This is a genomic window from Rhodococcus sp. NPDC003348 (genome assembly GCF_053589375.1).
The window spans coordinates 67,044-88,001 of sequence record NZ_JBSFRT010000012.1 but is presented as its reverse complement, the minus strand read 5'-3'; the positions used below and the strand labels follow the sequence as shown (position 1 = coordinate 88,001).

General features: G+C 68.9%; 17 protein-coding genes and 2 tRNA genes. All 19 read right to left on the bottom strand.

Features of this window, described 5'->3' with window-relative positions; genetic code table 11:
- Positions 1–41 precede the first annotated feature (41 nt).
- The gene (locus ACWDU4_RS10730; protein WP_450113927.1) at positions 42–1,274 is read right to left on the bottom strand and encodes a lipase family protein; all 1,233 of its coding nucleotides are present in this window, start codon (positions 1,272–1,274) and stop codon (positions 42–44) included.
- 358 nt (positions 1,275–1,632) lie between these two features.
- Positions 1,633–1,705: transfer RNA gene (locus ACWDU4_RS10725), tRNA-Ala, on the bottom strand.
- Between the two features lie 8 nt (positions 1,706–1,713).
- The gene (locus ACWDU4_RS10720) at positions 1,714–1,824 is read right to left on the bottom strand and encodes a DLW-39 family protein (RefSeq protein WP_450113879.1); all 111 of its coding nucleotides are present in this window, start codon (positions 1,822–1,824) and stop codon (positions 1,714–1,716) included.
- A gap of 27 nt (positions 1,825–1,851) precedes the next feature.
- Positions 1,852–1,925, bottom strand: a tRNA-Ile gene (locus ACWDU4_RS10715).
- A gap of 154 nt (positions 1,926–2,079) precedes the next feature.
- On the bottom strand, positions 2,080–3,486 hold the full coding sequence (locus ACWDU4_RS10710) for a DUF3566 domain-containing protein (RefSeq protein ID WP_450113878.1): 1,407 nt from the start codon (positions 3,484–3,486) through the stop codon (positions 2,080–2,082).
- Positions 3,487–6,000 carry a DNA gyrase subunit A gene (gene gyrA / locus ACWDU4_RS10705; RefSeq protein WP_450113877.1) on the bottom strand — a complete coding sequence of 838 codons (2,514 nt, stop codon included), beginning with the start codon at positions 5,998–6,000 and terminating at the stop codon, positions 3,487–3,489.
- Between the two features lie 203 nt (positions 6,001–6,203).
- Positions 6,204–7,022, bottom strand: coding sequence for an MHYT domain-containing protein (locus ACWDU4_RS10700; RefSeq protein WP_450113876.1), 819 nt, complete (start codon positions 7,020–7,022; stop codon positions 6,204–6,206).
- A 58-nt stretch (positions 7,023–7,080) separates the two neighbouring features.
- Positions 7,081–7,632 (bottom strand): GTP-binding protein, encoded by a 552-nt coding sequence (locus tag ACWDU4_RS10695; RefSeq protein ID WP_450113875.1) that lies wholly within the window; start codon positions 7,630–7,632, stop codon positions 7,081–7,083.
- Positions 7,633–7,648: 16 nt separating this feature from the next.
- Positions 7,649–8,026, bottom strand: a complete 378-nt coding sequence (locus tag ACWDU4_RS10690; protein WP_450113874.1) for a DUF742 domain-containing protein — start codon at positions 8,024–8,026, stop codon at positions 7,649–7,651.
- Between the two features lie 13 nt (positions 8,027–8,039).
- Positions 8,040–8,453: a roadblock/LC7 domain-containing protein gene (locus tag ACWDU4_RS10685; RefSeq protein WP_450113873.1), complete on the bottom strand. Its 414-nt coding sequence runs from the start codon at positions 8,451–8,453 to the stop codon at positions 8,040–8,042.
- Positions 8,453–11,119, bottom strand: coding sequence for a sensor histidine kinase (locus ACWDU4_RS10680; protein ID WP_450113872.1), 2,667 nt, complete (start codon positions 11,117–11,119; stop codon positions 8,453–8,455). The genes ACWDU4_RS10685 and ACWDU4_RS10680 overlap by 1 nt, the downstream gene beginning before the upstream one ends.
- Before the next feature lie 331 nt (positions 11,120–11,450).
- On the bottom strand, positions 11,451–13,490 hold the full coding sequence (gyrB, locus tag ACWDU4_RS10675) for a DNA topoisomerase (ATP-hydrolyzing) subunit B (protein WP_450113871.1): 2,040 nt from the start codon (positions 13,488–13,490) through the stop codon (positions 11,451–11,453).
- Positions 13,491–13,701: 211 nt separating this feature from the next.
- Entirely contained in the window at positions 13,702–14,652 is a 951-nt protein-coding gene (locus tag ACWDU4_RS10670) for an alpha/beta fold hydrolase (RefSeq protein ID WP_450113870.1), read from the bottom strand.
- 25 nt (positions 14,653–14,677) lie between these two features.
- A complete protein-coding gene (locus ACWDU4_RS10665) occupies positions 14,678–15,763 on the bottom strand; it encodes a PDR/VanB family oxidoreductase (protein WP_450113869.1) in 1,086 nt (361 codons plus the stop codon).
- A gap of 34 nt (positions 15,764–15,797) precedes the next feature.
- Complete coding sequence (locus ACWDU4_RS10660; RefSeq protein WP_450113868.1) at positions 15,798–16,688, bottom strand: metal-dependent hydrolase; 891 nt, start codon at positions 16,686–16,688, stop codon at positions 15,798–15,800.
- A gap of 112 nt (positions 16,689–16,800) precedes the next feature.
- Positions 16,801–17,361 (bottom strand): DUF721 family protein, encoded by a 561-nt coding sequence (locus ACWDU4_RS10655; protein WP_450113867.1) that lies wholly within the window; start codon positions 17,359–17,361, stop codon positions 16,801–16,803.
- A 127-nt stretch (positions 17,362–17,488) separates the two neighbouring features.
- Positions 17,489–18,679 (bottom strand): DNA replication/repair protein RecF, encoded by a 1,191-nt coding sequence (gene recF / locus ACWDU4_RS10650; RefSeq protein ID WP_450113866.1) that lies wholly within the window; start codon positions 18,677–18,679, stop codon positions 17,489–17,491.
- Position 18,680: 1 nt separating this feature from the next.
- Positions 18,681–19,580 carry a phosphogluconate dehydrogenase (NAD(+)-dependent, decarboxylating) gene (gene gnd, locus ACWDU4_RS10645; protein ID WP_450113865.1) on the bottom strand — a complete coding sequence of 300 codons (900 nt, stop codon included), beginning with the start codon at positions 19,578–19,580 and terminating at the stop codon, positions 18,681–18,683.
- Positions 19,581–19,636: 56 nt separating this feature from the next.
- On the bottom strand, positions 19,637–20,821 hold the full coding sequence (dnaN, locus tag ACWDU4_RS10640; RefSeq protein WP_450113864.1) for a DNA polymerase III subunit beta: 1,185 nt from the start codon (positions 20,819–20,821) through the stop codon (positions 19,637–19,639).
- Positions 20,822–20,958 lie beyond the last annotated feature (137 nt).

The following is a 20,958-nucleotide window of genomic DNA, read 5'->3' as shown; positions in this document are numbered from 1 at the left end:
CACAAGGTGCCGGGCCCGTTCGCTGTGGCGTGGAGGACCGGTCAGCAGTTGCCGGCCGTGGGCACGCCGTTGAACCTGTCGAGCATGAACTGGGAGCCCTCGGGCAGGCCGAGGACGATCGGCGCGGCATGGTTGACGCCGAGACCCGTCCCGAGCGCGGGCAGCGGGTTCTCGGAGAACTGGATGGTCGCCCCGCGGGCACACCAGTCGCGGGCGAGCTGGGCGGCCTGTCCGTACGGCACAACGTCGTCGTGGACGCCGGACTGCACCAGGACCGGGGCGGACGGTGTCAGCCTGCCGATCCTCTGCCGGTCGAGCAGGTCCTTCGCGACCGGCATCCGATCCAGCACCACCGACAGCGACTCGCCGGTGCGGGTGTAGTCGCTGGTCCGCTGGAATCCGAACGCCGCCGCGGATTCGGCGATGCACTGGTCGGCGACGCGCGTGAGCATGTCCCGGCCACGGTCGTTGACCTCGGCCTCCAGCGAGTCCCGCAACTCCGGGTACGCCTGCACGAGGCTGTTGATCGCGTAGCCGATGGCCCCGGTCAGGGAGGATCCGTCGATCTCCCGCAGCGTGGCGACGAGGTCTGCCGGCGGCGCACCCGCATAGGTGCCCCTGACGTCGAGTTCGGGCGCGTATTGCGGGGCGAGCTCGGCGGCCGCGGCAGCCGCGCCGCCGCCCTGGGAGTAACCCCAGAAGCCGACCGGGCCGTCCGGGGTGATGGCGGTGTCCGGCAGCGCCTGCGCGGCACGGACGGCGTCGAGGACGGCGTGCGCTTCGGCGGCGCGGTTGACGTAGGTGTGCACGCCATCGGTCCCGAGGCCCTCGTAGTCGGTGACGACGACGGCGATGCCGCGCAGGAGGAGGTTGTTGACGGCGAGGATCTCGTACTCGACCATCGGGGCCAGGTGCTCGTCGACGTTGATCGGCTGCCCGAAGAGCTTCGACGGCGCGCACTGGTCGCCCTGACCATGGGTGCCGACCGCCAGGCTGACGAGCGGCCGCTCCCCCGCCCCGGTCCACGGGGTCTGCGGATCGAAGTAGGTGCCGGTGACGGCGATCGGCGCGCCGTTGGCATCGGCCGTGCGGTACATGATCCGGGTCGCGTCGGCCGGGAAGCCACCTGTGGTGTTCGGGACGCGCAGTGCGAGAGCGGCCGGCTCGGTCCGGACCAGGTCGCCCGGGGCGGCGGGCAGCGCGGACGGTGTGCCGTAGAAGTCCGCCGGTGCGGCTGCGGCGTTCGTGGCCGTTGCCGTCACCGCTCCGACCATCAGCGCCGCCGCGAGAACGACGCGCACTCCCCTGCTGTTCACCACTCCCAGACCCCCAATTTATGTTACTTGCAGTAACAGATTGATCGGGACGGTAACACAGCGCAAGCAGCTTGGTAAGAGGCCGAACCGCGACCTCCCGGATCACGAGCCGATGTCAGCCCGAACAACAGCGTGACCAGGACGTGAACCGACGGTGACCGAAGATCATCGCTACACAGACTTGTTCACATTTCCACAGGACAACCTGGGTAAATCGGTCATTCGCCGGGGCATCCCCATCCCGGACCGCCTGCGGAGGAAACAGAACACCCCGCACCGACGAGGTGCGGGGTGTTCGTCGAAGCTGTGAAATTTGTGGAGCCTAGGAGATTCGAACTCCTGACATCTGCCTTGCAAAGGCAGCGCTCTACCAACTGAGCTAAGGCCCCGTCCCGCGTCAGCGGTTGGTTACCTCGTGCCAGACGTCCTCGCTGCGCTGCTGCGAGCGCAGCTTGGTGAGGCCGAAGATCACTGCCGCAGCTGTCGCGATGACCAGCAGAATCTTCATGCTCGAACCCTTCGTCGGCACGGGGAGTGGGCCTAGGAGGACTTGAACCTCCGACCTCTTCCTTATCAGGGAAGCGCTCTAACCGCCTGAGCTATAGGCCCGTGACCGGCCCGATTGATCGTGTCTCTCGAACCGAGGCATGACACTACCCCACCGACCCGCAGCCACCAAAATCGGGCCGGTGGGGACGCAAAAGACCAGGTCAGTCACGGTTCGCGAGCGACCAATCGGTCACGGTTCGCGAGGAGCGACCAGTCAGTCACGGTCTGCCAGAGTCACCTCGACACCGCCGACGAGGTCGGTGCAGAGGTTGTAGATGAACGCGCCGACGGTCGCGAGCGCTGTGAACAGCACGATGTTGATGCCGCCGATCAGCGCCGAGTAGCCGAACACCTGGCCGGCCGTCACCAATCCGGAGTCGGAGGACTCGGACACGATGTCGGTGAACGCGTTGTTCAGCCGGTCCCACACGCCCATGCCGTCGAGCACGATGTAGAGGAACCCGACCGCGAACATCCACACGAAGAACATCGCCACCGACAGCACCAACGCCACCTTGAGCGTGGACCACGGGTCGACCTTGCGGATCTGCACGGAGGCCCGCAGCGGATCCCCGACCGGGGTGGTCGCGGCGACCATCACGGACGGCTTCTTGCCCGGCGCCTTCTCCGCTGCGACCGGCGTCGGATGCTTGACCTCCGACAGGTCCGGCAGATCCTTCGCGAGATCCTCGCGGTCGATGTGCCGGGTCGGGCCGTCGATCACCGCGGCCTTCGCCTGCGCGGCCTGCTTCTGTGCCGCCCGCGCCGGATCGGCGGCCGAACGCTGCCCGTTCGGACGTGCGGCAGCCTGCTGAGCTGCGGACTGCGCAGCGGCGGGCTTGCCGGCAGCAGCGGGCTTACCGGCCACCGGCTGGGCAGCGGTCGGATTACCGGCCACCGGCTGGGTCGGATTACCGGCCGCAGGCTGGGCAGCGGTCGGGCCGGCGGGCTTTCCCGCCGCCGGCTGGGCACCCGCCTGGGTGCCGCGCTGCCACGGCGGGGTCTGGGCACCGGGGCGCGCCGCCCCGGCCGCGGGTCGGCCCGCAGCCGGCTGCTGCGGGGCCTTCCCGGCCTGCTCCGGGCGCTGCGGCACCTGACCGGTCGGTGCGGGCGGGACGGCCCGACCGTTGGTCTGCGTCTCCGGCCCGGACTTGGCCTGGGCCGCGGCCTGTGCACCCGACGCGGGCTGGGCCGACGGTCCACCCGGGGCGCCCGCCGCGGGTGCCCCGGTCTTGGCCGCGGGCGCCTTCGTGGTGGGCGCGTCGGCACCCGCCGCCCGCGGTGCGGCCGGCGCCGAAGTCGGCTGCCCCGCGGGAACGTCCTTCGCCGCGGGCTGCGCAGGTTGCGACGTCACCGGGGCGGCCTTCGCCTCGGGCGCCTTCGGATCCCCGGATCCGGGAACCGCAGGCCCGGACGGTGTTCCCTTCCCGGACGCGGCGGCGGGCGCCACCGGTTCGGGACCCGGCCGACCCGACGCGGAACCGTTCGCGGCCGGGGCCGCGGACGCCGCCCCGTTCGCGGCCCCGGTGGGCCCGGTCTTCGCGGCGGGAGGCTGCTGCCCCTGCGCGGCGGGACCCGCCGGGTTCGGCCGGTCACTGCCGGGCTGGTGGGGAGTGCTCACTTACGACTCCTTCGCTGCATCGGTCGCGGCGGCGTCGGACTCCTCCGGTTCGTCGGCGTTGCGCGCGATCGCGAGCAAGTTGTCGCCGTCCCCGAGGTTCATCAACCGCACGCCCTTGGTCTGACGGCCGGCCTTGCGCACCTGCTTGGCCGCCGTACGGATCACGCCCCCACCGGAGGTGATGGCGTACAGCTCGTCGTCGTCTTCGACGATGAGCGCTCCGACCAGGGTGCCACGCTTGGGGTCGTACTGGATCGTGAGTACGCCCTTGCCGCCGCGACCCTGGACCGGGTAGTCGTCCATCGGGGTGCGCTTGGAGTAACCGCCGGACGTCGCGACCAGCAGGTACGTGCCCTCCTTGACGACGTTCAGCGACAGCAGCGCGTCGTCCCCGTTGAACCGCATGCCCTGCACACCGGACGTGGCACGACCCATCGGGCGCAGCGCCTCGTCCGTCGCGGAGAACCGGATCGACTGTCCCTGCTCGGAAACGAGCAGCAGGTCGTCGTCCGCGGAGCACAGCACCGCACCGACCAGCTCGTCCTCACCGCGCAGGTTGATCGCGACGATGCCGCCGGACCGGTTCGAGTCGAAGTCCGACAGCTTGGACTTCTTGACCAGGCCGTTGCGGGTCGCGAGCACCAGGTACGGGGCATCCTCGTACGACTTGATGTGGATGATGCCCTGGATCCGCTCGTCCGGCTGGAACGCCAGCAGGTTCGCGACGTGCTGGCCGCGGGCGGTGCGGGAGGTCTCCGGCAGCTCGTACGCCTTGGCGCGGTAGACCCGGCCCTTGGTGGTGAAGAACAGCAGCCAGTCGTGGGTCGAGCAGACGAAGAAGTTCTTGACGATGTCGTCCTGCTTGAGCTCCGCGCCCTTGACGCCCTTTCCACCACGCTTCTGCGAGCGGTACAGGTCGGTCTTGGTGCGCTTGGCGTACCCGGTCTCGGTGATCGTGACGACCACGTCCTCGCGGGCGATCAGGTCCTCGTCGGAGACGTCGCCGTCGGCGGCGATGATGCGGGTGCGGCGGTCGTCGCCGTACTTGTCGACGATCTCCTTGAGCTCGTCGCGGACGATCGCGCGCTGACGCTCCGGCTTGGCGAGGATGTCCTGGTAGTCGGCGATCTCACGCTCGATCTCGGCGAGCTCGTCGACGATCTTCTGTCGTTCGAGGGCGGCGAGGCGGCGCAGCTGCATCGCCAGGATGGCGTCGGCCTGGATCTCGTCGACGTCGAGCAGGTTCATCAGGCCCGCGCGGGCGATGTCGACGGTCTGCGACGCCCGGATCAGGGCGATGACCTCGTCGAGCGCGTCCAGCGCCTTGACCAGACCGCGCAGGATGTGGGCCCGCTCCTCGGCCTTGCGCAGCAGGTACCGGGTGCGGCGGATGATGACTTCGAGCTGGTGGGCCGTGTACAGCCGGATCATCTGGTCGAGGCGCAGCGTGCGCGGCACCCCGTCGACGATCGAGAGCATGTTGCAGCCGAACGTGGTCTGCAGCTGGGTGTGCTTGTAGAGGTTGTTGAGCACCACCTTCGCGACCGCGTCCCGCTTGACGGTGACCACGATGCGCAGGCCGGCCCGGTCCGAGGACTCGTCGTGGATGTCGGAGATACCGGCGATCTTCGCGTCCTTGACCTGCTCGGCGATCGCGTTGACGAAGTTGTCCGTGTTGACCTGGTACGGCAGTTCGGTGATGACGATCGTGGCCTGGCCCTTGGCGTTCTCCTCGATCTCCACGACGCCGCGCATGCGGACCGAGCCCCGGCCCGTGCGGTACGCGTCCTGGATGCCCTGGCCGCCGACGATCAGGCCCGCGGTCGGGAAGTCCGGCCCCTTCACCCGCTCCATCACGGCTTCGAGGGTGGTTTCCTCGTCCGCGTCCGGGTTGTCGAGCGCCCAGTAGATCGCCTCGGCGACCTCACGCAGGTTGTGCGGCGGGATGTTCGTGGCCATACCGACGGCGATGCCGTTGGAGCCGTTGATCAGCAGGTTCGGGATGCGGCTCGGCAGAACCGTCGGTTCCTGCGTCTTACCGTCGTAGTTGGGGGCGAAGTCGACCGTCTCGTGGTCGATCTCGCGCAGCATCTCCATCGCGAGCGGCGTCAGACGGCACTCGGTGTAGCGCATGGCTGCGGCGCCGTCGTTGCCTCGGGATCCGAAGTTGCCCTGGCCGTCGACCAGCGGATAACGCAGCGACCACGGCTGCGCCATACGCACGAGGGTGTCGTAGATGGAGGAGTCGCCGTGCGGGTGGTAGTTACCCATGGTGTCGGCGACAGGTCGCGCGGACTTCACGTAACCGCGGTCCGGCCGGTAGCCGTTGTCGTACATCGCGTAGAGCACGCGCCGATGCACGGGCTTGAGACCGTCACGCACGTCCGGAAGGGCGCGGCCCACGATCACGCTCATCGCGTAGTCGATATAGCTGGACTGCATCTCCTGCTGGATGTCCACCGGCTCGACGCGATCGTGCCCCGGTTCGTCCGGCGGCATCGTGGTGTCAGTCATCGGCTCCTCTTCTTCTCAGCTTCTGTGGTGCCGGGTGCGACGGCCGCGGGCAGAGCCCGCGAACCCGGGGCGACGGTCGACATCGAAAGCGCATGCTCCCTTCCGTCCCGCGTCGCACAACTACACAAGTCTATAGGTGCTGGTCAGCCGGAAGCGGCAGCCGTGGCTGGTTGTCGCCGAACACCCCGTCACGGGGAGACCGGTCAGGGCTGCCGCTGGTCCGCGTCCTGCTGGATCCACAGGCGGGCCTGCGCCTCCAGTTCCGCGGTCGCCCGGTCGGAGGCCATCAGCAGCGCGACGGTCGGAACCGTCAGGATCAGCATCCCGACCACGAACGCAGGGAACAGGATCCCGAACACCTCGACCCCGGGCGGGGTCGGCGAAATGCCGTCGAGCCGGACCCGCAGCGCCGCCATCATCGCCCCGTGCATCACCACCGGGGCCACCGCGACCGCGATCGACCCACCGGCGAGGACCACCCGTGGCACGTCCGCGGCCGCCATCCACAGCACGCCGATCGACGCGATGACGGCGACCACTCCCGCGACGGAGATCAGGGCGGCATCCATGTAGGTCCGACCCTGCACCTCGATGGCCTTCATCGCGACGTAGTAGCCGGCCGTCAGACCGAGTCCCATGACCACCGCACCCGACATCACCTTGACGATGCGGGTGTCGCTGTCGGACTCGACTTCATCCGCGGAGCGCGGGCTGCTGATCAGCAATCCGGCCACCGTGGCGAGCAGGCACAGGACCAGCGATCCCACGACCCGGACCGGGTCGTAGCGCACCGCGCTGCCGTCGACCGCGAATCCGGCCGTCGTCACGACGTTCGCGAGCCAGAACGACACTCCCCCGATCGACAGCGCGGCGACCAGCATCCAGAGCCGACGCCGGTTGGCGGCGTAGGCGGCGCGCCGCGCGCATGCGATCCCCACGTACGTGCCGACGGCCGCGGTCCCGACGGCGAGGAAAACGACCCAGAGTCCCATCGACAGGTGGTGCACAGCTTGGTCCGACATGCTTGCGGCTCGCCGCCTTTCGGTGTGGTCGGGCCCATCGGTGTGGGATGTCGCGCAGTCAGGCGACAGGCTGACCGAGCCGCCGCAGCGCGTACTCGGTGACGGCGACCAGCGCGCCCTTCGCGGATTCCCGGTTGCGGGCGTCGATGGACATGATCGGCACCTCGGCGGAGACCGCCAACGCCTGCCGGATCTCCTCGTGCGGGTACCTCGGCGAGTCGTCGAATTCGTTGATCGCCACCAGGAACGGCAGGCTGCGGGCCTCGAAGAAGTCGACGGCCGCGAACGACTCGTCGAGTCGTCGGGTGTCGATCAGGACGACCGCGCCGATCGCTCCCCGGATCAGGTCGTCCCACATGAACCAGAAACGGTTCTGACCGGGCGTCCCGAACAGGTACAGCACCAGATCCTCGGCCAGGCTGATCCGGCCGAAGTCCATGGCCACCGTGGTGGTGGCCTTGTTCGGGGTGGCGCTGAGGTTGTCGACGCCGTCCGAGGCGTTGGTGACCAGCGCTTCCGTTCTCAGTGGCACGATCTCGGAGACCGACCCGACCAGGGTTGTCTTGCCGACACCGAAACCACCGGCAACGACGATCTTGGTCGAGGTCACCCGGCTGGGCCGAGGATCAGAGCTTGCGAAGTCCACCGAGGACCCTTTCGATCAGTTCACGACGATCGTTGTCGCTCGAATCGTCCTGAAGGGTTGCCTGGATCCGGACGTGGCCGGCCTCGACGAGATCGGCCACCAGCACCCGGGCCACGCCGATCGGAACGCCCACGCGGGCGGCGATCTCGGCCACCGACGGCGATTGGACACACAGTGCCACGATCGCCGCATCGACGTCGCCGAGTTCGAGAGTCCGGTTCTCGGGGTCCGGCAACGACTGGATCAACGCTTCGATGGCCAGCTCCACCTTGGGCTTCGTGCGTCCCGAGGTGAGCGAGTAGGGCCGGACCAGGCTCGGTCCGGACCCACCGTGGGCGTTCATGTACGGCTCGTCCATCGTGTCTCCCGGCTCAGGTGCCGATCGACGAACGCGGCACCGCCTGGACGGACGCGCCGACCCGGTCGACGAGCAGTGCCATCTCGTAGCCGACTTGGCCGATGTCGCAGTTGGTGGAGGTCAGTGCCGCGAGGTGCGAACCGTCGCCGACGCTCATCAGCAGCAGGTAGCCGTGCTGCATCTCGACGACGGATTGCAGCACTCCGCCACCGTCGAACAGGTTCGAGACACCGGCGGACAGGCTGGCCAGCCCGGACGTGACGGCGGCGAGCTGCTCGGCCCGGTCGGTCGGCAGGTGTGCGCTGCCGGCCATCAGGAGACCGTCCGCGGAGACGAGGACCGCATGCGAGACGCCCGGCACGTCGCGGGCGAAGTTCGACACGAGCCAGTCCAGCGGATGGCCGTCGGACACCAGGTCGCTGCTCATCAGTCTCCTCCGTTGCTGTTGCGTTCGACGGTGCCGGCGGCACGGCCCGCGCGAATTCCCATTTGATGACGGCTGAGGTTCTCACGGACGGCCTCCGGGTCTCGCACCCGACTCCGCGCCGCCGCCGACTCCGCGCTGCCCGGCACGAGACGCCGTCCCGGGGTCCGCTGCGGCAGACCCGACTCGGTCCGGCCGTCGATCGGGGCTTCGGCGGCACGACCCGCCGCCTGCCAGCCCTCGTCGGACGCGGAATTCCAGGACCGTCCCTGGCTGCGCTCTTCGGTCGGGTCCGTCAGCCAGTCGGACACCATGCCCGAGAAGATGGGCGTTCCGGTGGCCGTGACATCTTGCGTCGCACCGGGATTCGGCCGGTTCTGGAAGAACGACGCGGTCTTGACCGGGTTGCTCCGGTAGCGGTGCCGGGTACCCGGCGCGGACTCGTCCGACGGGAACTCCGGGCTCGGGGCCACGGGGGGCGCCACGACCGGCGGTGCCTGGACCGCGGGGGCGGCCGTCTCCGGACGCGGCGCGCCGCTGGCGCCGGGTGTGCGTTGCGGGAGTCCTGCGGTCGCACCCGGCACCCGCTGCGGCAGGCCGCCGGCCGGAGCGCTCACGGGGTTCGCCGGAGGCACGGGCGACTCGACCGGCCGTGCCGACGCGGCGGGAGCGGGGGCCGGAGCCGGTGCGGAACGGGTCGGCACGGCCGGCGTCGGCCCCGTGACGAGCTGCGGCATCGCGCCCGACTGGACGACGGTCACCTGCGGCAGAGCGCTGGTCTCGATTCGCTGCTGCGGACCGGTCAACTCCATCTCCACCGGCGACATCAGCAGCGTCGCCGGGATGTGCACGCTCGCGGTGATGCCCTGTTCGCGGCCCTCTCGCATCGAGTGCCGCAGCCGGACGGTCAGGCCGTGCCGTGCCGCGAGCCGACTGACCACGAACAGGCCCATGTGACGCGCCGTCTCGGGTCCGATCTGGCCGCCGGAGGCGAGGCGTTCGTTGATCACCGCGAGATCCGCGGCCGGGATGCCGATGCCCTGGTCGGTGACCTCGAGCAGGACCCCGCCGTCCGCCGCCCGGGCGAAGGCGATCCGCACCTTGGTGTCCGGCGGAGACGCTCGCAGCGAGTTGTCGAGCAGCTCGGCGAGCAGGTGCATGATGTCGGTCGCGACGCCACCACCGAGGGCACCGTGCGGGGTCGGCCCGACCTGGACGCGCTGGTACTCCTCGACCTCGGACATCGCGGCACGCACCACGTCGCCGAGCTGAACGGGCGCCGACTGGGTGCGCCGGGTCTGGGTGCCGGAGAGGATGAGCAGGTTGTCGCCGTTTCGGCGCATGCGTGCGGCCAGGTGGTCGAGCCGGAACAGGCTCTCCAGACGCTTCGGGTCCTTCTCCTCGAACTCGAGGGTCTCGATCAGACCGAGCTGCTGGTCGACGAGGGACTTCGAGCGGCGAGCCAGGGTCTCGAACATGTCGCCGATCTGAAGTCGCAAGCTGGCCTGCTCACCGGCGAGTTTGAGGGCCTGGGCGTGGATGTCGTCGACGGCGCGGGCCAGCTGCCCGATCTCTTCGGTGGTCTGGACGGGGACCGGTTCGAAGTGCTTGACCGCCTCCGCGTCACCGGTCATGACCCGGTCGATCGCCTCGGGCAGGTCCTTGCGGGCCACCTGCAATGCACCGAAGCGGAGCCGGCGGACCGGGCCGACCAGTGACCGGGAGACGAGCAGGGCCAGCACCAATGCCGCGAGCAGCGTGGCGAGAACGATGGCCGCGTCACGCAGGGCGGCCGAGCGGGTCTCGTCGGCTCGCGTGTTGACGGTGGTGGAGATGGCGTCGGCGGCCTCGTTCACCAGCGAGCTGTAGATCGCCACGCTCTTGACCAGCGAGTCACGCAGTTCGAGCTGCGGCATGGTTCCACCGAGGGACGAGTCGATCAGCTGCAGTCGCGTGTGCACACCGTTCCGCAGGTCGTCGAGCTTGTCCTCCGCGCCGGGGAAGGAGCGGCCCAGCGAGTCGATCATCGCGATCTCGGCACCGGAGGCGGTGATCAGGTCGGTGAGCGACCCGTTGGAATTCTTGATCAGCACCAGTGCCGCGGTGACCTGGTCGGCGAGACGACGCTGCGCGGACCAGGCGTCCACCAGGTGGGTGTGCGCCGTGATGACCTCGCGGTCGTCGATCGGCGCGACGATGGAGTCGATGACGCTGGTGAGATCCTGGCGGATGACCGTCGTGCGGGCCGGCAGATCGGCGGGCATCGGCGCACCGGACTTCATGCCGGCCAGGATCTCTTCGATGGCACGGATGTTGGCCTGGAGCTGATCGGTGACCGCAGCAGGCATCTCGGGGTTGGCCGCGTCCGCCTTGGCCCTCTCGAGCGACTTCTCCGCGTCCGCGATGTCCTCGGGCTGGAGCGTGCTGGAGTTGTAGGCGGCAGAGAGAAGGCCGAAATCGGTGCCGAGCCGGACGATGTTCGGGACGGCCGCGACCTGGTCCGCCGCCGAGCTGTAGTTCACGGCGCGGCTCAGCTCGTCCTGGACCCGCAGGCCACCGAGCACCATGGCGACGGTGAGGGGGATCGCGAGCACTGCGGTGACCTTCCACCGCAGTCCCCAACCCTCGAGGTTCCAGAGCCTGCGTGCAGGCGGTGCTTGTTCGTTCATCTCTCCAACGGCTCACTTTCCACCCAGGTCCGGTACCGGTCCGCCGACCTGCACCGTCCTCCCCTACCACCGAGTGCTCTCACGGGCGCCGAATCAGACTGCTGGGCGATACCGGAGTGTAGATGCTGGGAACCGGTCGCAGAAGTGCGAATGTACCCATTTGGTTATCGTGTCGTTATCAAATCGGGCGCGGCCTCAATCACATGATGCCTCGTGAGCATCATCCGTCACTCCCGATTCACGTTTACCCCCACGGGGGCCATTTGCCACCAACAAGGCCGCACATCGGTGTGACATGTATCACCTCGATGTGCGGCCTCGTTAGTAACGCTCAGACGTCCAGGAAACGGACATCCTTCGCGTTACGGGTGATGAAGCTGCGCCGGGCCTCGACGTCCTCGCCCATCAGGACGCTGAACAGTTCGTCGGCCGCAGCGGCGTCGTCGAGGGTGACCTGCCGCAGGACGCGTACCGACGGGTCCATCGTGGTCTCCCAGAGTTCCTTGGCGTTCATCTCGCCCAGACCCTTGTAGCGCTGGATACCGTCGTCCTTGTTGATCTTCTTGCCCGCCGCGAGACCGGCCTCGAGCAGCCCGTCCCGTTCGCGATCCGAGTAGGCGAACTCCGGCTCGGTCCGCTGCCACTTGAGCTTGTACAGCGGCGGCATCGCCAGGTAGACGTGGCCGTGCTCGATCAGCGGACGCATGAAGCGGAAGAGCAGCGTCATCAGCAGGGTCGAGATGTGCTGGCCGTCGACGTCGGCGTCGGCCATCAGCACGATCTTGTGATACCGCAGCTTGCTGATGTCGAACTCGTCGTGGATGCCGGTACCGAACGCGGTGATGATCGACTGGACCTCGGCGTTCTTGAGGACGCGGTCGATGCGGGCCTTCTCGACGTTGATGATCTTGCCGCGCAGCGGCAGGATCGCCTGGTACATCGAGTCGCGGCCGGACTTGGCCGAGCCGCCGGCCGAGTCGCCCTCGACGATGTAGATCTCGCACTTGCTCGGGTCGTTGGAGCGGCAGTCGGCCAGCTTGCCGGGCAGGCCGCCGATGTCGGTGGCGCTCTTCCGGCGAACCAGTTCGCGTGCCTTGCGGGCGGCGGTGCGCGCCTGCGCCGAGGACACCGCCTTGTTCACGATCGTCTTCGCATCGGCCGGGTTCGACTCGAACCAGTGCGCGAGGTGCTCGTTGCACGCCTTCTGCACGAACGACTTGACCTCGGTGTTGCCGAGCTTGGTCTTGGTCTGGCCCTCGAACTGCGGCTCGCCGACCTTGACCGAGATGATCGCGGCCAGTCCCTCGCGGATGTCGTCACCGCTGAGCTCGGGATCCTTGTCCTTGACCAGCTTCTTGTCCTTGGCGTACTTCTTCACCACCGACGTCAGGGCCGCACGGAAGCCCTCCTCGTGCGTTCCGCCCTCGTGGGTGTTGATGGTGTTCGCGAAGGTGTGCACCGACTCGGAGTAACCGGAGTTCCACTGCATCGCGATCTCGAGCTCGTGCCCGGTGCCCTTGGCGGTGAACCCGACAACGGAGTTGTGGATGGGCTGCTTCGCGCGGTTGATGAACCGGACGTAGTCCTCGAGGCCACCCGGGTAGTGGTAGACGCGGGACTTGACCTTGTGAACGGGGGCCGCCGATTCGGCCTCGCTCTCCGTCGCGGTCTTCGGCGCGTCCGCAGTCGTGCTGACGACGTCGTCGGTGATCTCCTCCTCCGCGACGCGCTCGTCGGTGAGGGTGATGGTCAGGCCCTTGTTGAGGAACGCCATCTCCTGCAGGCGACGCGCAACCGTCTCGAAGTTGTAGTTCGTGGTTTCGAAGATCTCCGGGTCCGCCCAGAACCGGACGGTGGTGCCGGTCCGTTTCGTCGGCTCCCCCTGGATCAGCTCGCCCGGCACCGCCTTGGTGTAGGTCTGGAACCAGTGGTGTCCGTCGGTGTCGATCTCGACCTCGAGCTTCGTCGACAGCGCGTTCACGACGGAGATGCCGACGCCGTGCAGACCACCGGACACCGCATAGGCGTCGGAGTCGAACTTGCCGCCTGCGTGCAGCTGGGTGAGCACGACCTCAACGGTCGGGGCGCCCGAGGCGTGCATGCCGACCGGGATGCCACGGCCGTCGTCGACCACCTCGATGCCGCCGTCCGCGAGCATCGTGACCTCGACCTTGGTGGCATGACCGGCCATCGCCTCGTCGACCGAGTTGTCGACGACCTCCCAGATCAGGTGGTGCAGACCGCGCTCCCCCGTGGAGCCGATGTACATGCCGGGACGTTTACGGACCGCCTCGAGACCCTCGAGGACGGTGATCGAGGAAGCGCCGTACTCCTTGTTACCAGTGCTCTTGTCTGACTTCTGGGCAGCCACGGGAGGTGTGCTCTCCTTCTCGTTCACACGACGGTCCCCCGCACGACGGTCGATCGCGCGAACGGTTTCGCCGGCATGGCGATCGCGGCCGGCGACGCGGCCGCGAGGTACCGAACCATCCTACTGGTTGACCCGGACAGCAGGGCACCTGCGACACCCCTGAGCTGCCCGTAGACGCAGTTTCGGCGACTCGGCCACCCCGGGAAGACCGTCAGGCGGTGACCGCGGAGCCGTTCGTTTGCGGACGTGCGATCACGTCCTCCACGAAGCTCGCGGTCAGCCGCGCGATGTCCGGCGCGTGTGAGAGCGGAGCCCAGTGCCCGGCCGGGATCTCGACGCGCCGCAGGTCAGAGGCCCAGCGGGCGGTTTCCTCGAAGGCGAACGGCAGCACCGCCTTGTCCCTGGTGTTCACGATCAACTGCACCGGCACGTCCGTGCTGCGCTCACGAGGCCGCAGGAGCCGGTGCCGGGTGTTCGCGCGATAACGTTTGAGTCCGTTCGCGGCGTCCCGGCCGATCGTCACCGCCGGCCGCGCGAGTGTCGGCTCCATCCTGTCGAACAGGGACAGGAACAGCGGCCAGCGCGGAGCCAGCAGGCGGCCCGTGACCAGTTCCGGCACCACGGGTACGTGGAAGAGCAGCGCGTAGAACGATGCCGCCGCCTGCGCCAGCACCTGCCCGACACCCCGGGGGGTGGGATTGCGCAGGTTCCGCCGCATCCAGTGGCCGAGGTGGTCGAAGCACCATCCCGAGGTCGAGGTCAGCGACGCGATCCGCTCCCCCGCCCCGAGCGCGCACACCGCCTCCCACGACTCGAGCGACCCCCAGTCGTGCGCGAGCACGTGCACGGGCTCGCCGCGGCCGACCGCATCGATGACCGCGAACAGGTCGCTCGCGAGGCACTCGAGGTCGTAGTCGGCGACGGACCCCGGCGAGGTGGACCGACCGGCGCCGCGGGTGTCGTAGGTGACGACCCGGAACCGGTCCGTGAGCAGTCCGGCTACGTGATCCCACAGCAGGTGGGTGTCCGGCCAACCGTGTACGAGCACCAGTGTCGGGCCGTCGGGGTTCCCCTGCTCGAACACCGCGAGTTCGATGTCGCCGTTGCGGACCGTGGTCGCGACGGGGAGTGACGAGGGAATGTCGTTGGTGCCGTTTCTCATTCGTCGTTCCTTCGGGTTGTGGGTCTCAGAGATCGAGCACGAGGCGATCCCCGGCGGACCGGGACACGCAGATCAGCATCTCGTCGCGCTGCTGTTCGGGGGTGAGCCGCGATTCCCGGTGTTCGGGCGCGCCGGAGATGACCCGCACCCGGCAGGTTCCACAGAACCCCTGCTGACAGGAATAGCCGACCCCGGGCTGCCTCCGCCGCACCACCTCGAGCACCGACTCGTCGGCGGGCACCGTGAGAACCTCCCCACTGCGGGCCAGTTCGATCTCGAACGGAGCTCCGTCGAGAACCGTTGGAGCTCCAAATCTTTCGAGGTGCAGCGCGGCGGCAGGGGTGGACGCGAACGAGGTGCGCACGAGGTCGAGCATGGGAGCCGGGCCGCAGCAGTAGACCGCGCCGCCCGACACCGCCCGCCCGAGCAGGTCGGCCGCGGTCGGCAGTCCGTGTTCGTCGTCGGTTCGGACGAAAACCCTTTCCTGTTCCCATTTTTCGATCTCGTCGAGGAACGGCATCGTCGCCCGCGACCGGCCGGAGTACACGAGTTGCCAGTCCATCCCCAGGATGCGCGCCCGGCGGACCATCGCGATGACGGGGGTGATCCCGATACCGCCCGCAACGAACAACGCGCTGCCGTGCCCGACGAACGGGAAGCCGTTGCGGGGGCCGCGCACGGTGACGGTGGATTCCGGTTCGAGGGCGTGCATCTCCAACGAGCCGCCCCCGCCGTCCGGCACGGCCCGCACCGCGACCGTGTAGTGCGCGCGGTCGGCCGGGTCGCCGCACAGCGAGTACTGCCTGCGCCGACCCGACGGCAGGTGGAAGTCCAGGTGACATCCCGGCTGCCAGGCGGGCAGGTCGGTGCCGTCGACGGCGCCGAACGTGAGGGCGACGACGTTCCGGTCCCGGGCCACGATCCGCCGGTCCGTGACCACAAGGGTCATCGCGGAGTCGGGGCCCGGCCCGGCGTGCGTGGGGTCGTAGTCGCGGCGGCCGACCACCCCGACGTAGCGCTCGACGACCGCCTCGAGCGCACCCATCACCCGGTCGGGGCGGCCGCGACCGCGCAGATCCCGGGGAATCGTGGGCCTGGGTCGGTGAATCATCTTCGGCAACATCACTTCTCGTGCTCCGGACTCTTCAGCGGACAGCAGTCCGCGCGGCGGGCGAGGACGCGAGGTAGGCGACGGCCTGCGCGGTGGACCCCTCGTGGGACGGGTGGTATTCGCGCCGGAAGTACCGACTCATCCGCTTGACCAGGTCGGTCGCGGTCGGCAGCACCCCCCTCTTGCCGGCGGACCGGAAGTCCGACCAGTGCGGCCGCCGCCGGTGCGGCGCCCAGTTCGCGAGGTCGGGATCGTTGGCCATCAGGAACCGGGTACCGCGGATCCACAGGTAAACCAGCGCCGGCGTGGCCACCAGCTGCGTGCGCAGCCGCCGGGACTCACGTGTGTCGAAGTAGCGCATCACGTCGTACGCGACGGACCGGTGCTCGACCTCCTCCGCACCGTGCCACCGGAGCAGGTCGAGCATCGTCGGGTGCACACCGGCGCCGTCGAGGGCTCTCGCATTGAGAACCCAGTCCCCCAGGAACGCGGTGACGTGCTCGATCGCCGCGATCAGCGCGAGCCGCTCGACGAGGTAGTTCTCCCGGCGCCCGGCGGTGAGCGGCCGGGGGCCGAGGAGCGTGGTGAAGACCCAGTTCATCTGGTCCGTGTAGGCGGTGGTGTCCAACCCCTTCGCCCGCAGATGCTCGAGAACGCCGGAGTGGGCGTTCGAGTGCATCGCCTCCTGGCCGATGAAACCGGCGACGTCGTCGCGCAGCTTCTCGTCCTCGATCAGCGGGAGCGCTTCCTTGAACGTCTCGACGAACCAGTCCTCGCCGGCGGGCAGCAGGATGTGCATCACGTTGAACACGTGGGTGGTGAACGGATCCCCGTCGACCCAGTGCATCGGCAGATCCGACCAGTCGAACCGGACGTTGCGCGCGTGCAGCAGGAGATGATCGGGTTCGACGGCTTCGGCGGTCATGGTCGTTCCCCTTCCGGCGACGTGCGGCGTCGCCAGTGACACAGTTCACGAATTCAGGTAACTGTAACACTGGGTAATAGACAATCCCACCCCTCGAGGGGCCCGGATTCGGCTATCCGTAGGTGTCCCGCGGGCCGCGACCGCGAATGTGCCGCTCGCCCTTCCGCCAGCTGGGGGCCGTCGGCCCGGTTATCCGCAGGCTGGTGACCACACCGTCCCCGACCGCGGCCGCGATCTTCGCGAGGATCTGGGTCTGCATCAACCGCAGCTGCGTCGCCCACGCGGTGGATTCGGCGGCGACGCTGAGCACACCGTCCCGCAACGCCACGGGTTCCGCGTGTGCGGAGATGTCCTCCCCGACCACCTGCGGCCACCGTCCGAGCACCGTGCCCTCGGACACCCTCGGCGACCAGCCCCGGCTCTTCGCGACGGAACTGGCGAGGGCGCCGAACGGTTGCGGATCGCGGGCATCGGGACGCGCACCGGACCAGCCACGTCGGCCCGTCGTCCGAGCCCGGGGTTTCGGCGACGACCGGCCCTGGCCGACGGACTTCCCGCTGGCCTTCGCCGCGGCCCGGGCCTCCTCCAGCGCGCGCCGGGCCAGGTCGATGCCGCGCAGTTCCGGCTCTCCTCCACCGGCGCTCTCGCCCGCCGGTTTCGACTCAGCACTCATCGGCACTCCCTTCTCCTCTCGATCATCCCAGGCAGCCCGCCCGCGAGGGCTCCCCGACATCCGAGTGAACGGAAGCCGTCACTCGACGAGATCGACCGAACGCTTCCGTTCACTCCGCCGGCGGCAGTCAGCGGAGGGTCGAGGTGCGGCCGTCGGGCCGCTCGACGGCTTCGACCGCGAACCGGGTGGCGTCCAGTTCCTCCGGCACGTCCTCGGCAACGGCGGCCGTGATCAACACCTGCTCGGCGTCGGCCGCCACCTCGGCAAGAGCCCGCCGCCGCTTGCGGTCGAGTTCCGCGAAGACGTCGTCGAGCATCAGCACCGGGTCGGTACCGTCGGATCGCAGCAGGGAGAACGCCGCCAGCCGCAGCGACAGCGCGAACGACCACGACTCGCCGTGGCTGGCGAACCCCTTCGCCGGCTGGTCCCCCAGCCGGAGGTCGAGGTCGTCGCGGTGCGGCCCGACGAGGCAGACGCCGCGGTCGATCTCCCTGGGCCGCGCCTGGGCCAGTTCGTTCAGAAAGCATGCCTCGAGCAGTTCGACGTCGTCTCGGGTCCACTGCCGCTGCGGATCGGTCAGCTCCGGCGGCATCGACGCACCCAGACTCGACCGGTAGCCGATCGCCGCCGGCCGCGATTCCGGCGCGATGCGGGCATAGGACGCGGCCACGTGCGGGCCCAGTTCGGCGACCAGACGCATCCGGGCCGCCAACAACTCTGCGCCGTGCGCAGCGAGGTGGCCGTCCCAAACATCAAGGGTGGCAAGGGCACTCGTGCCATCACTCGCCCGGGTGCCACGCCGCAACGCCCCGCCGGCGGTCTTGAGCAACGCCGACCGCTGCCGCAGCACCTTGTCGTAATCCGCACGGACCGCGGCCATCCGGGGAATTCGGCTGCTGAGCAGTTCGTCGAGGAACCGGCGCCGCTCTCCCGGGTCGCCCCGGACCAGCGACAGGTCCTCCGGCGCGAACAGGACGCCGCGAAGCACTCCGAGGATCTCGCGAGGCCGGCGCAACGGTGAGCCGTTCATCCGAGCCCGATTGGCCTTGCCGTCGTTGATCTCGAGGTCGATCGCGAGCTCACGACCGTCGTTGACGACCACGGCCCCGATCTGCGCGGACGACGCCCCGGCCCGGATCAGGGGCGCATCCGTGGACACCCGGTGCGAGGACAACGTCGCCAGGTAGCCGAGTGACTCGAGCAGGTTGGTCTTGCCGTGACCGTTCGGGCCGAGGAACAGCGTGATCCCCGGCCCCGGCTCCAGGGTGACCGCATCCCACGATCGGAAGTCGCGGAGCGTGAACTTACGGACGAACACCCTATGGCTGCCCGGATTCCGAAATCCGTTGCACGGCATGGCCTCCGAACTGATTTCGCAGTGCGGAGACGGCCTTCATCGCCGGGGAGTCGGCCTGCCGCGACGCGAACCGTGCGAACAGCGCGGCCGAGATCACCGGGGCGGGCACGGCGTGCCGGATCGCCTCCTCCACGGTCCAGCGGCCCTCTCCGGAGTCCTGGGTGTATCCGGAGATCTCCGCGAACTCGGGATCCTCCGCGAGCGCCTTGACCAGCAGGTCCAGCAGCCACGACCGGACGACGGTGCCCTTCGTCCAGGCCCGCAGCACCCCGGGAACGTCGGTGACGAGGCCCTCCGCGTCGAGGAGTTCGTAGCCCTCGGCATAGGCGTGCATCAACCCGTACTCGATGCCGTTGTGGACCATCTTCGCGTAGTGCCCGGCTCCGACCGGTCCGGCGTGCACGAAGCCGTCGGCCCGCTCGCCCTCGGGCCGCAGTGCGTCGAAGATCGGCATCGCGCGAGCCACATCGGACTCCGCGCCGCCGACCATCAGCCCGTACCCGTTCTCGAGGCCCCACACCCCTCCGGAGACGCCGCAGTCGAGGAAGCCGATTCCGTTGCGCGCCAACAATTCCGCGTGTGGACCGTCCTCGGTGAACCGTGAATTTCCGCCGTCGACGACCAGGTCGCCGCCTTCGAGGATCTCGGTGAGCTCGGTCACGGTTTCGTGGGTGATCTGCCCGGACGGCACCATTACCCACACCACCCGAGGTGCCTCGAGGGCGGCCGCCAGCTCCGACAGCGAGGGAACGTCCGACACTTCGGGCCGCGGGTCGTACCCGACCACGTCGTGCCCGGCCCGACGCAACCGTTCGCGCATGTTGAAGCCCATTTTCCCGAGGCCGACCAGTCCCAGTTGCATCGGGCGGTTCCCTTCGGTCGAGGACGGAGAATGCGGTGACGGTTGCCGTTCGGCGATCAGCCCGGGAGCCGGACCGGCATCAGCAGGTAGGTGTAGTCACTGTCGGGCGCGGCGAACGTCCCGCTCTCCCCCGGCTGCGGCTCCTCTTCCGCGGCCGGACGCAGCACGGCCGGACGGCTCGGGGTGGTGAACCCGAAGGTGACCCGGTCGCTGTGCAGCGAGGTCAGACCCTCCGTCAGGTAGGTCGGGTTGAAGGCGATGGTCAGCGCCTCGCCCTGGAACTGGGCCTCGAGGGCCTCCTCGGCACGGCCGGCATCCTCCCCACCGGCGGCGAGCAGCAGTCCGTCCTCGGAGAACTGCATCCGGACCTGGGCGCCCCGTTCGGCGACGAGTGCGACGCGCTTGATCGCGTCCACCAGCGGCGCAACCTCGACGGTCGCCACCGCGGTGTGCTCGGGCGGCAGCAGCTGCCGGAACTTCGGGAACTCGGCGTCGAGCAGACGGGTGGTGGTGCGACGCCCCTCACCGACGATGCCGAGCAGGCCCTCCGAGCCCACCGACGAGCCCGCGCCGAAGGCGAGTTCGACCGGCGAATTCGATCCGCCACCAAGGGTTTTCGCTGCCTCGGACAACGTCTTCGCCGGGATCAGGACGGCGGCACTGGTGTCGGGGTTGGCGGGCATCCACTCGATCTGTCGGACCGCGAGCCGGAACCTGTCGGTCGCCGCGAGCACCACATTGGTGCCCTCGATCTCGACCCGGATTCCGGTGAGCATCGGCAGGGTGTCGTCCTTGCCTGCCGCGACCGCGACCTGACCGATCGCCTCGGAGAACACATCGACGGGCAGCGAGCCGGTCTGCTGCGGAAGTTCGGGAAGCTGGGGATAGTCCTCGACCGGCATGGTGGGCAGGGAGAACTTCGCGCTGCCGCAGGTGATCAGCACGCGGGCGCCGTCGACGACCAGGTCGACGGGCTTGGCCGGCAGGGACCGGGTGATGTCGGCGAGGAGTTTGCCGGAGACGAGGGCCTGCCCGGGCTCGGAGACCTCGGCGGAGATCCGGACCTGAGCGGAGACCTCGTAGTCGAACCCGGAGATCGTCAGACCCTGCTCGTCGGCGGAGATGAGCACACCACCGAGAACGGGTACCGGAGGCCTCGACGGGAGACTGCGGGCCACCCATGCGACGGAATCTGCAAAGTCTTCCCGGGCGACCCGAAATTTCATGCTCCCGAGCTCCATCGCTGGGCTGATCCTCTCCGTAGGCACATCGCGTCGCCGCTGCGTTGGTGCGAACAGCGGACAGAAGCCCACCGTAAGCCCTCCGGCGAGAAGTTGAAAGCCGGAGGCGGTTCATGTCCGAGCGTGGCGCGAGTGCC

Excerpts from the sequence above, each read along its gene's own strand:
- ACWDU4_RS10730 (WP_450113927.1), bottom strand. The coding sequence starts at position 1,274 with ATGGTCGGAGCGGTGACGGCAACGGCCACGAACGCCGCAGCCGCACCG.
- ACWDU4_RS10720 (WP_450113879.1), bottom strand. The coding sequence starts at position 1,824 with ATGAAGATTCTGCTGGTCATCGCGACAGCTGCGGCAGTGATCTTCGGC.
- gyrA (WP_450113877.1), bottom strand. The coding sequence starts at position 6,000 with ATGACTGACACCACGATGCCGCCGGACGAACCGGGGCACGATCGCGTC.
- ACWDU4_RS10700 (WP_450113876.1), bottom strand. The coding sequence starts at position 7,022 with ATGTCGGACCAAGCTGTGCACCACCTGTCGATGGGACTCTGGGTCGTT.
- ACWDU4_RS10690 (WP_450113874.1), bottom strand. The coding sequence starts at position 8,026 with ATGGACGAGCCGTACATGAACGCCCACGGTGGGTCCGGACCGAGCCTG.
- ACWDU4_RS10685 (WP_450113873.1), bottom strand. The coding sequence starts at position 8,453 with ATGAGCAGCGACCTGGTGTCCGACGGCCATCCGCTGGACTGGCTCGTG.
- ACWDU4_RS10680 (WP_450113872.1), bottom strand. The coding sequence starts at position 11,119 with ATGAACGAACAAGCACCGCCTGCACGCAGGCTCTGGAACCTCGAGGGT.
- ACWDU4_RS10670 (WP_450113870.1), bottom strand. The coding sequence starts at position 14,652 with ATGAGAAACGGCACCAACGACATTCCCTCGTCACTCCCCGTCGCGACC.
- ACWDU4_RS10665 (WP_450113869.1), bottom strand. The coding sequence starts at position 15,763 with ATGATTCACCGACCCAGGCCCACGATTCCCCGGGATCTGCGCGGTCGC.
- ACWDU4_RS10660 (WP_450113868.1), bottom strand. The coding sequence starts at position 16,688 with ATGACCGCCGAAGCCGTCGAACCCGATCATCTCCTGCTGCACGCGCGC.
- ACWDU4_RS10655 (WP_450113867.1), bottom strand. The coding sequence starts at position 17,361 with ATGAGTGCTGAGTCGAAACCGGCGGGCGAGAGCGCCGGTGGAGGAGAG.
- gnd (WP_450113865.1), bottom strand. The coding sequence starts at position 19,580 with ATGCAACTGGGACTGGTCGGCCTCGGGAAAATGGGCTTCAACATGCGC.
- dnaN (WP_450113864.1), bottom strand. The coding sequence starts at position 20,821 with ATGGAGCTCGGGAGCATGAAATTTCGGGTCGCCCGGGAAGACTTTGCA.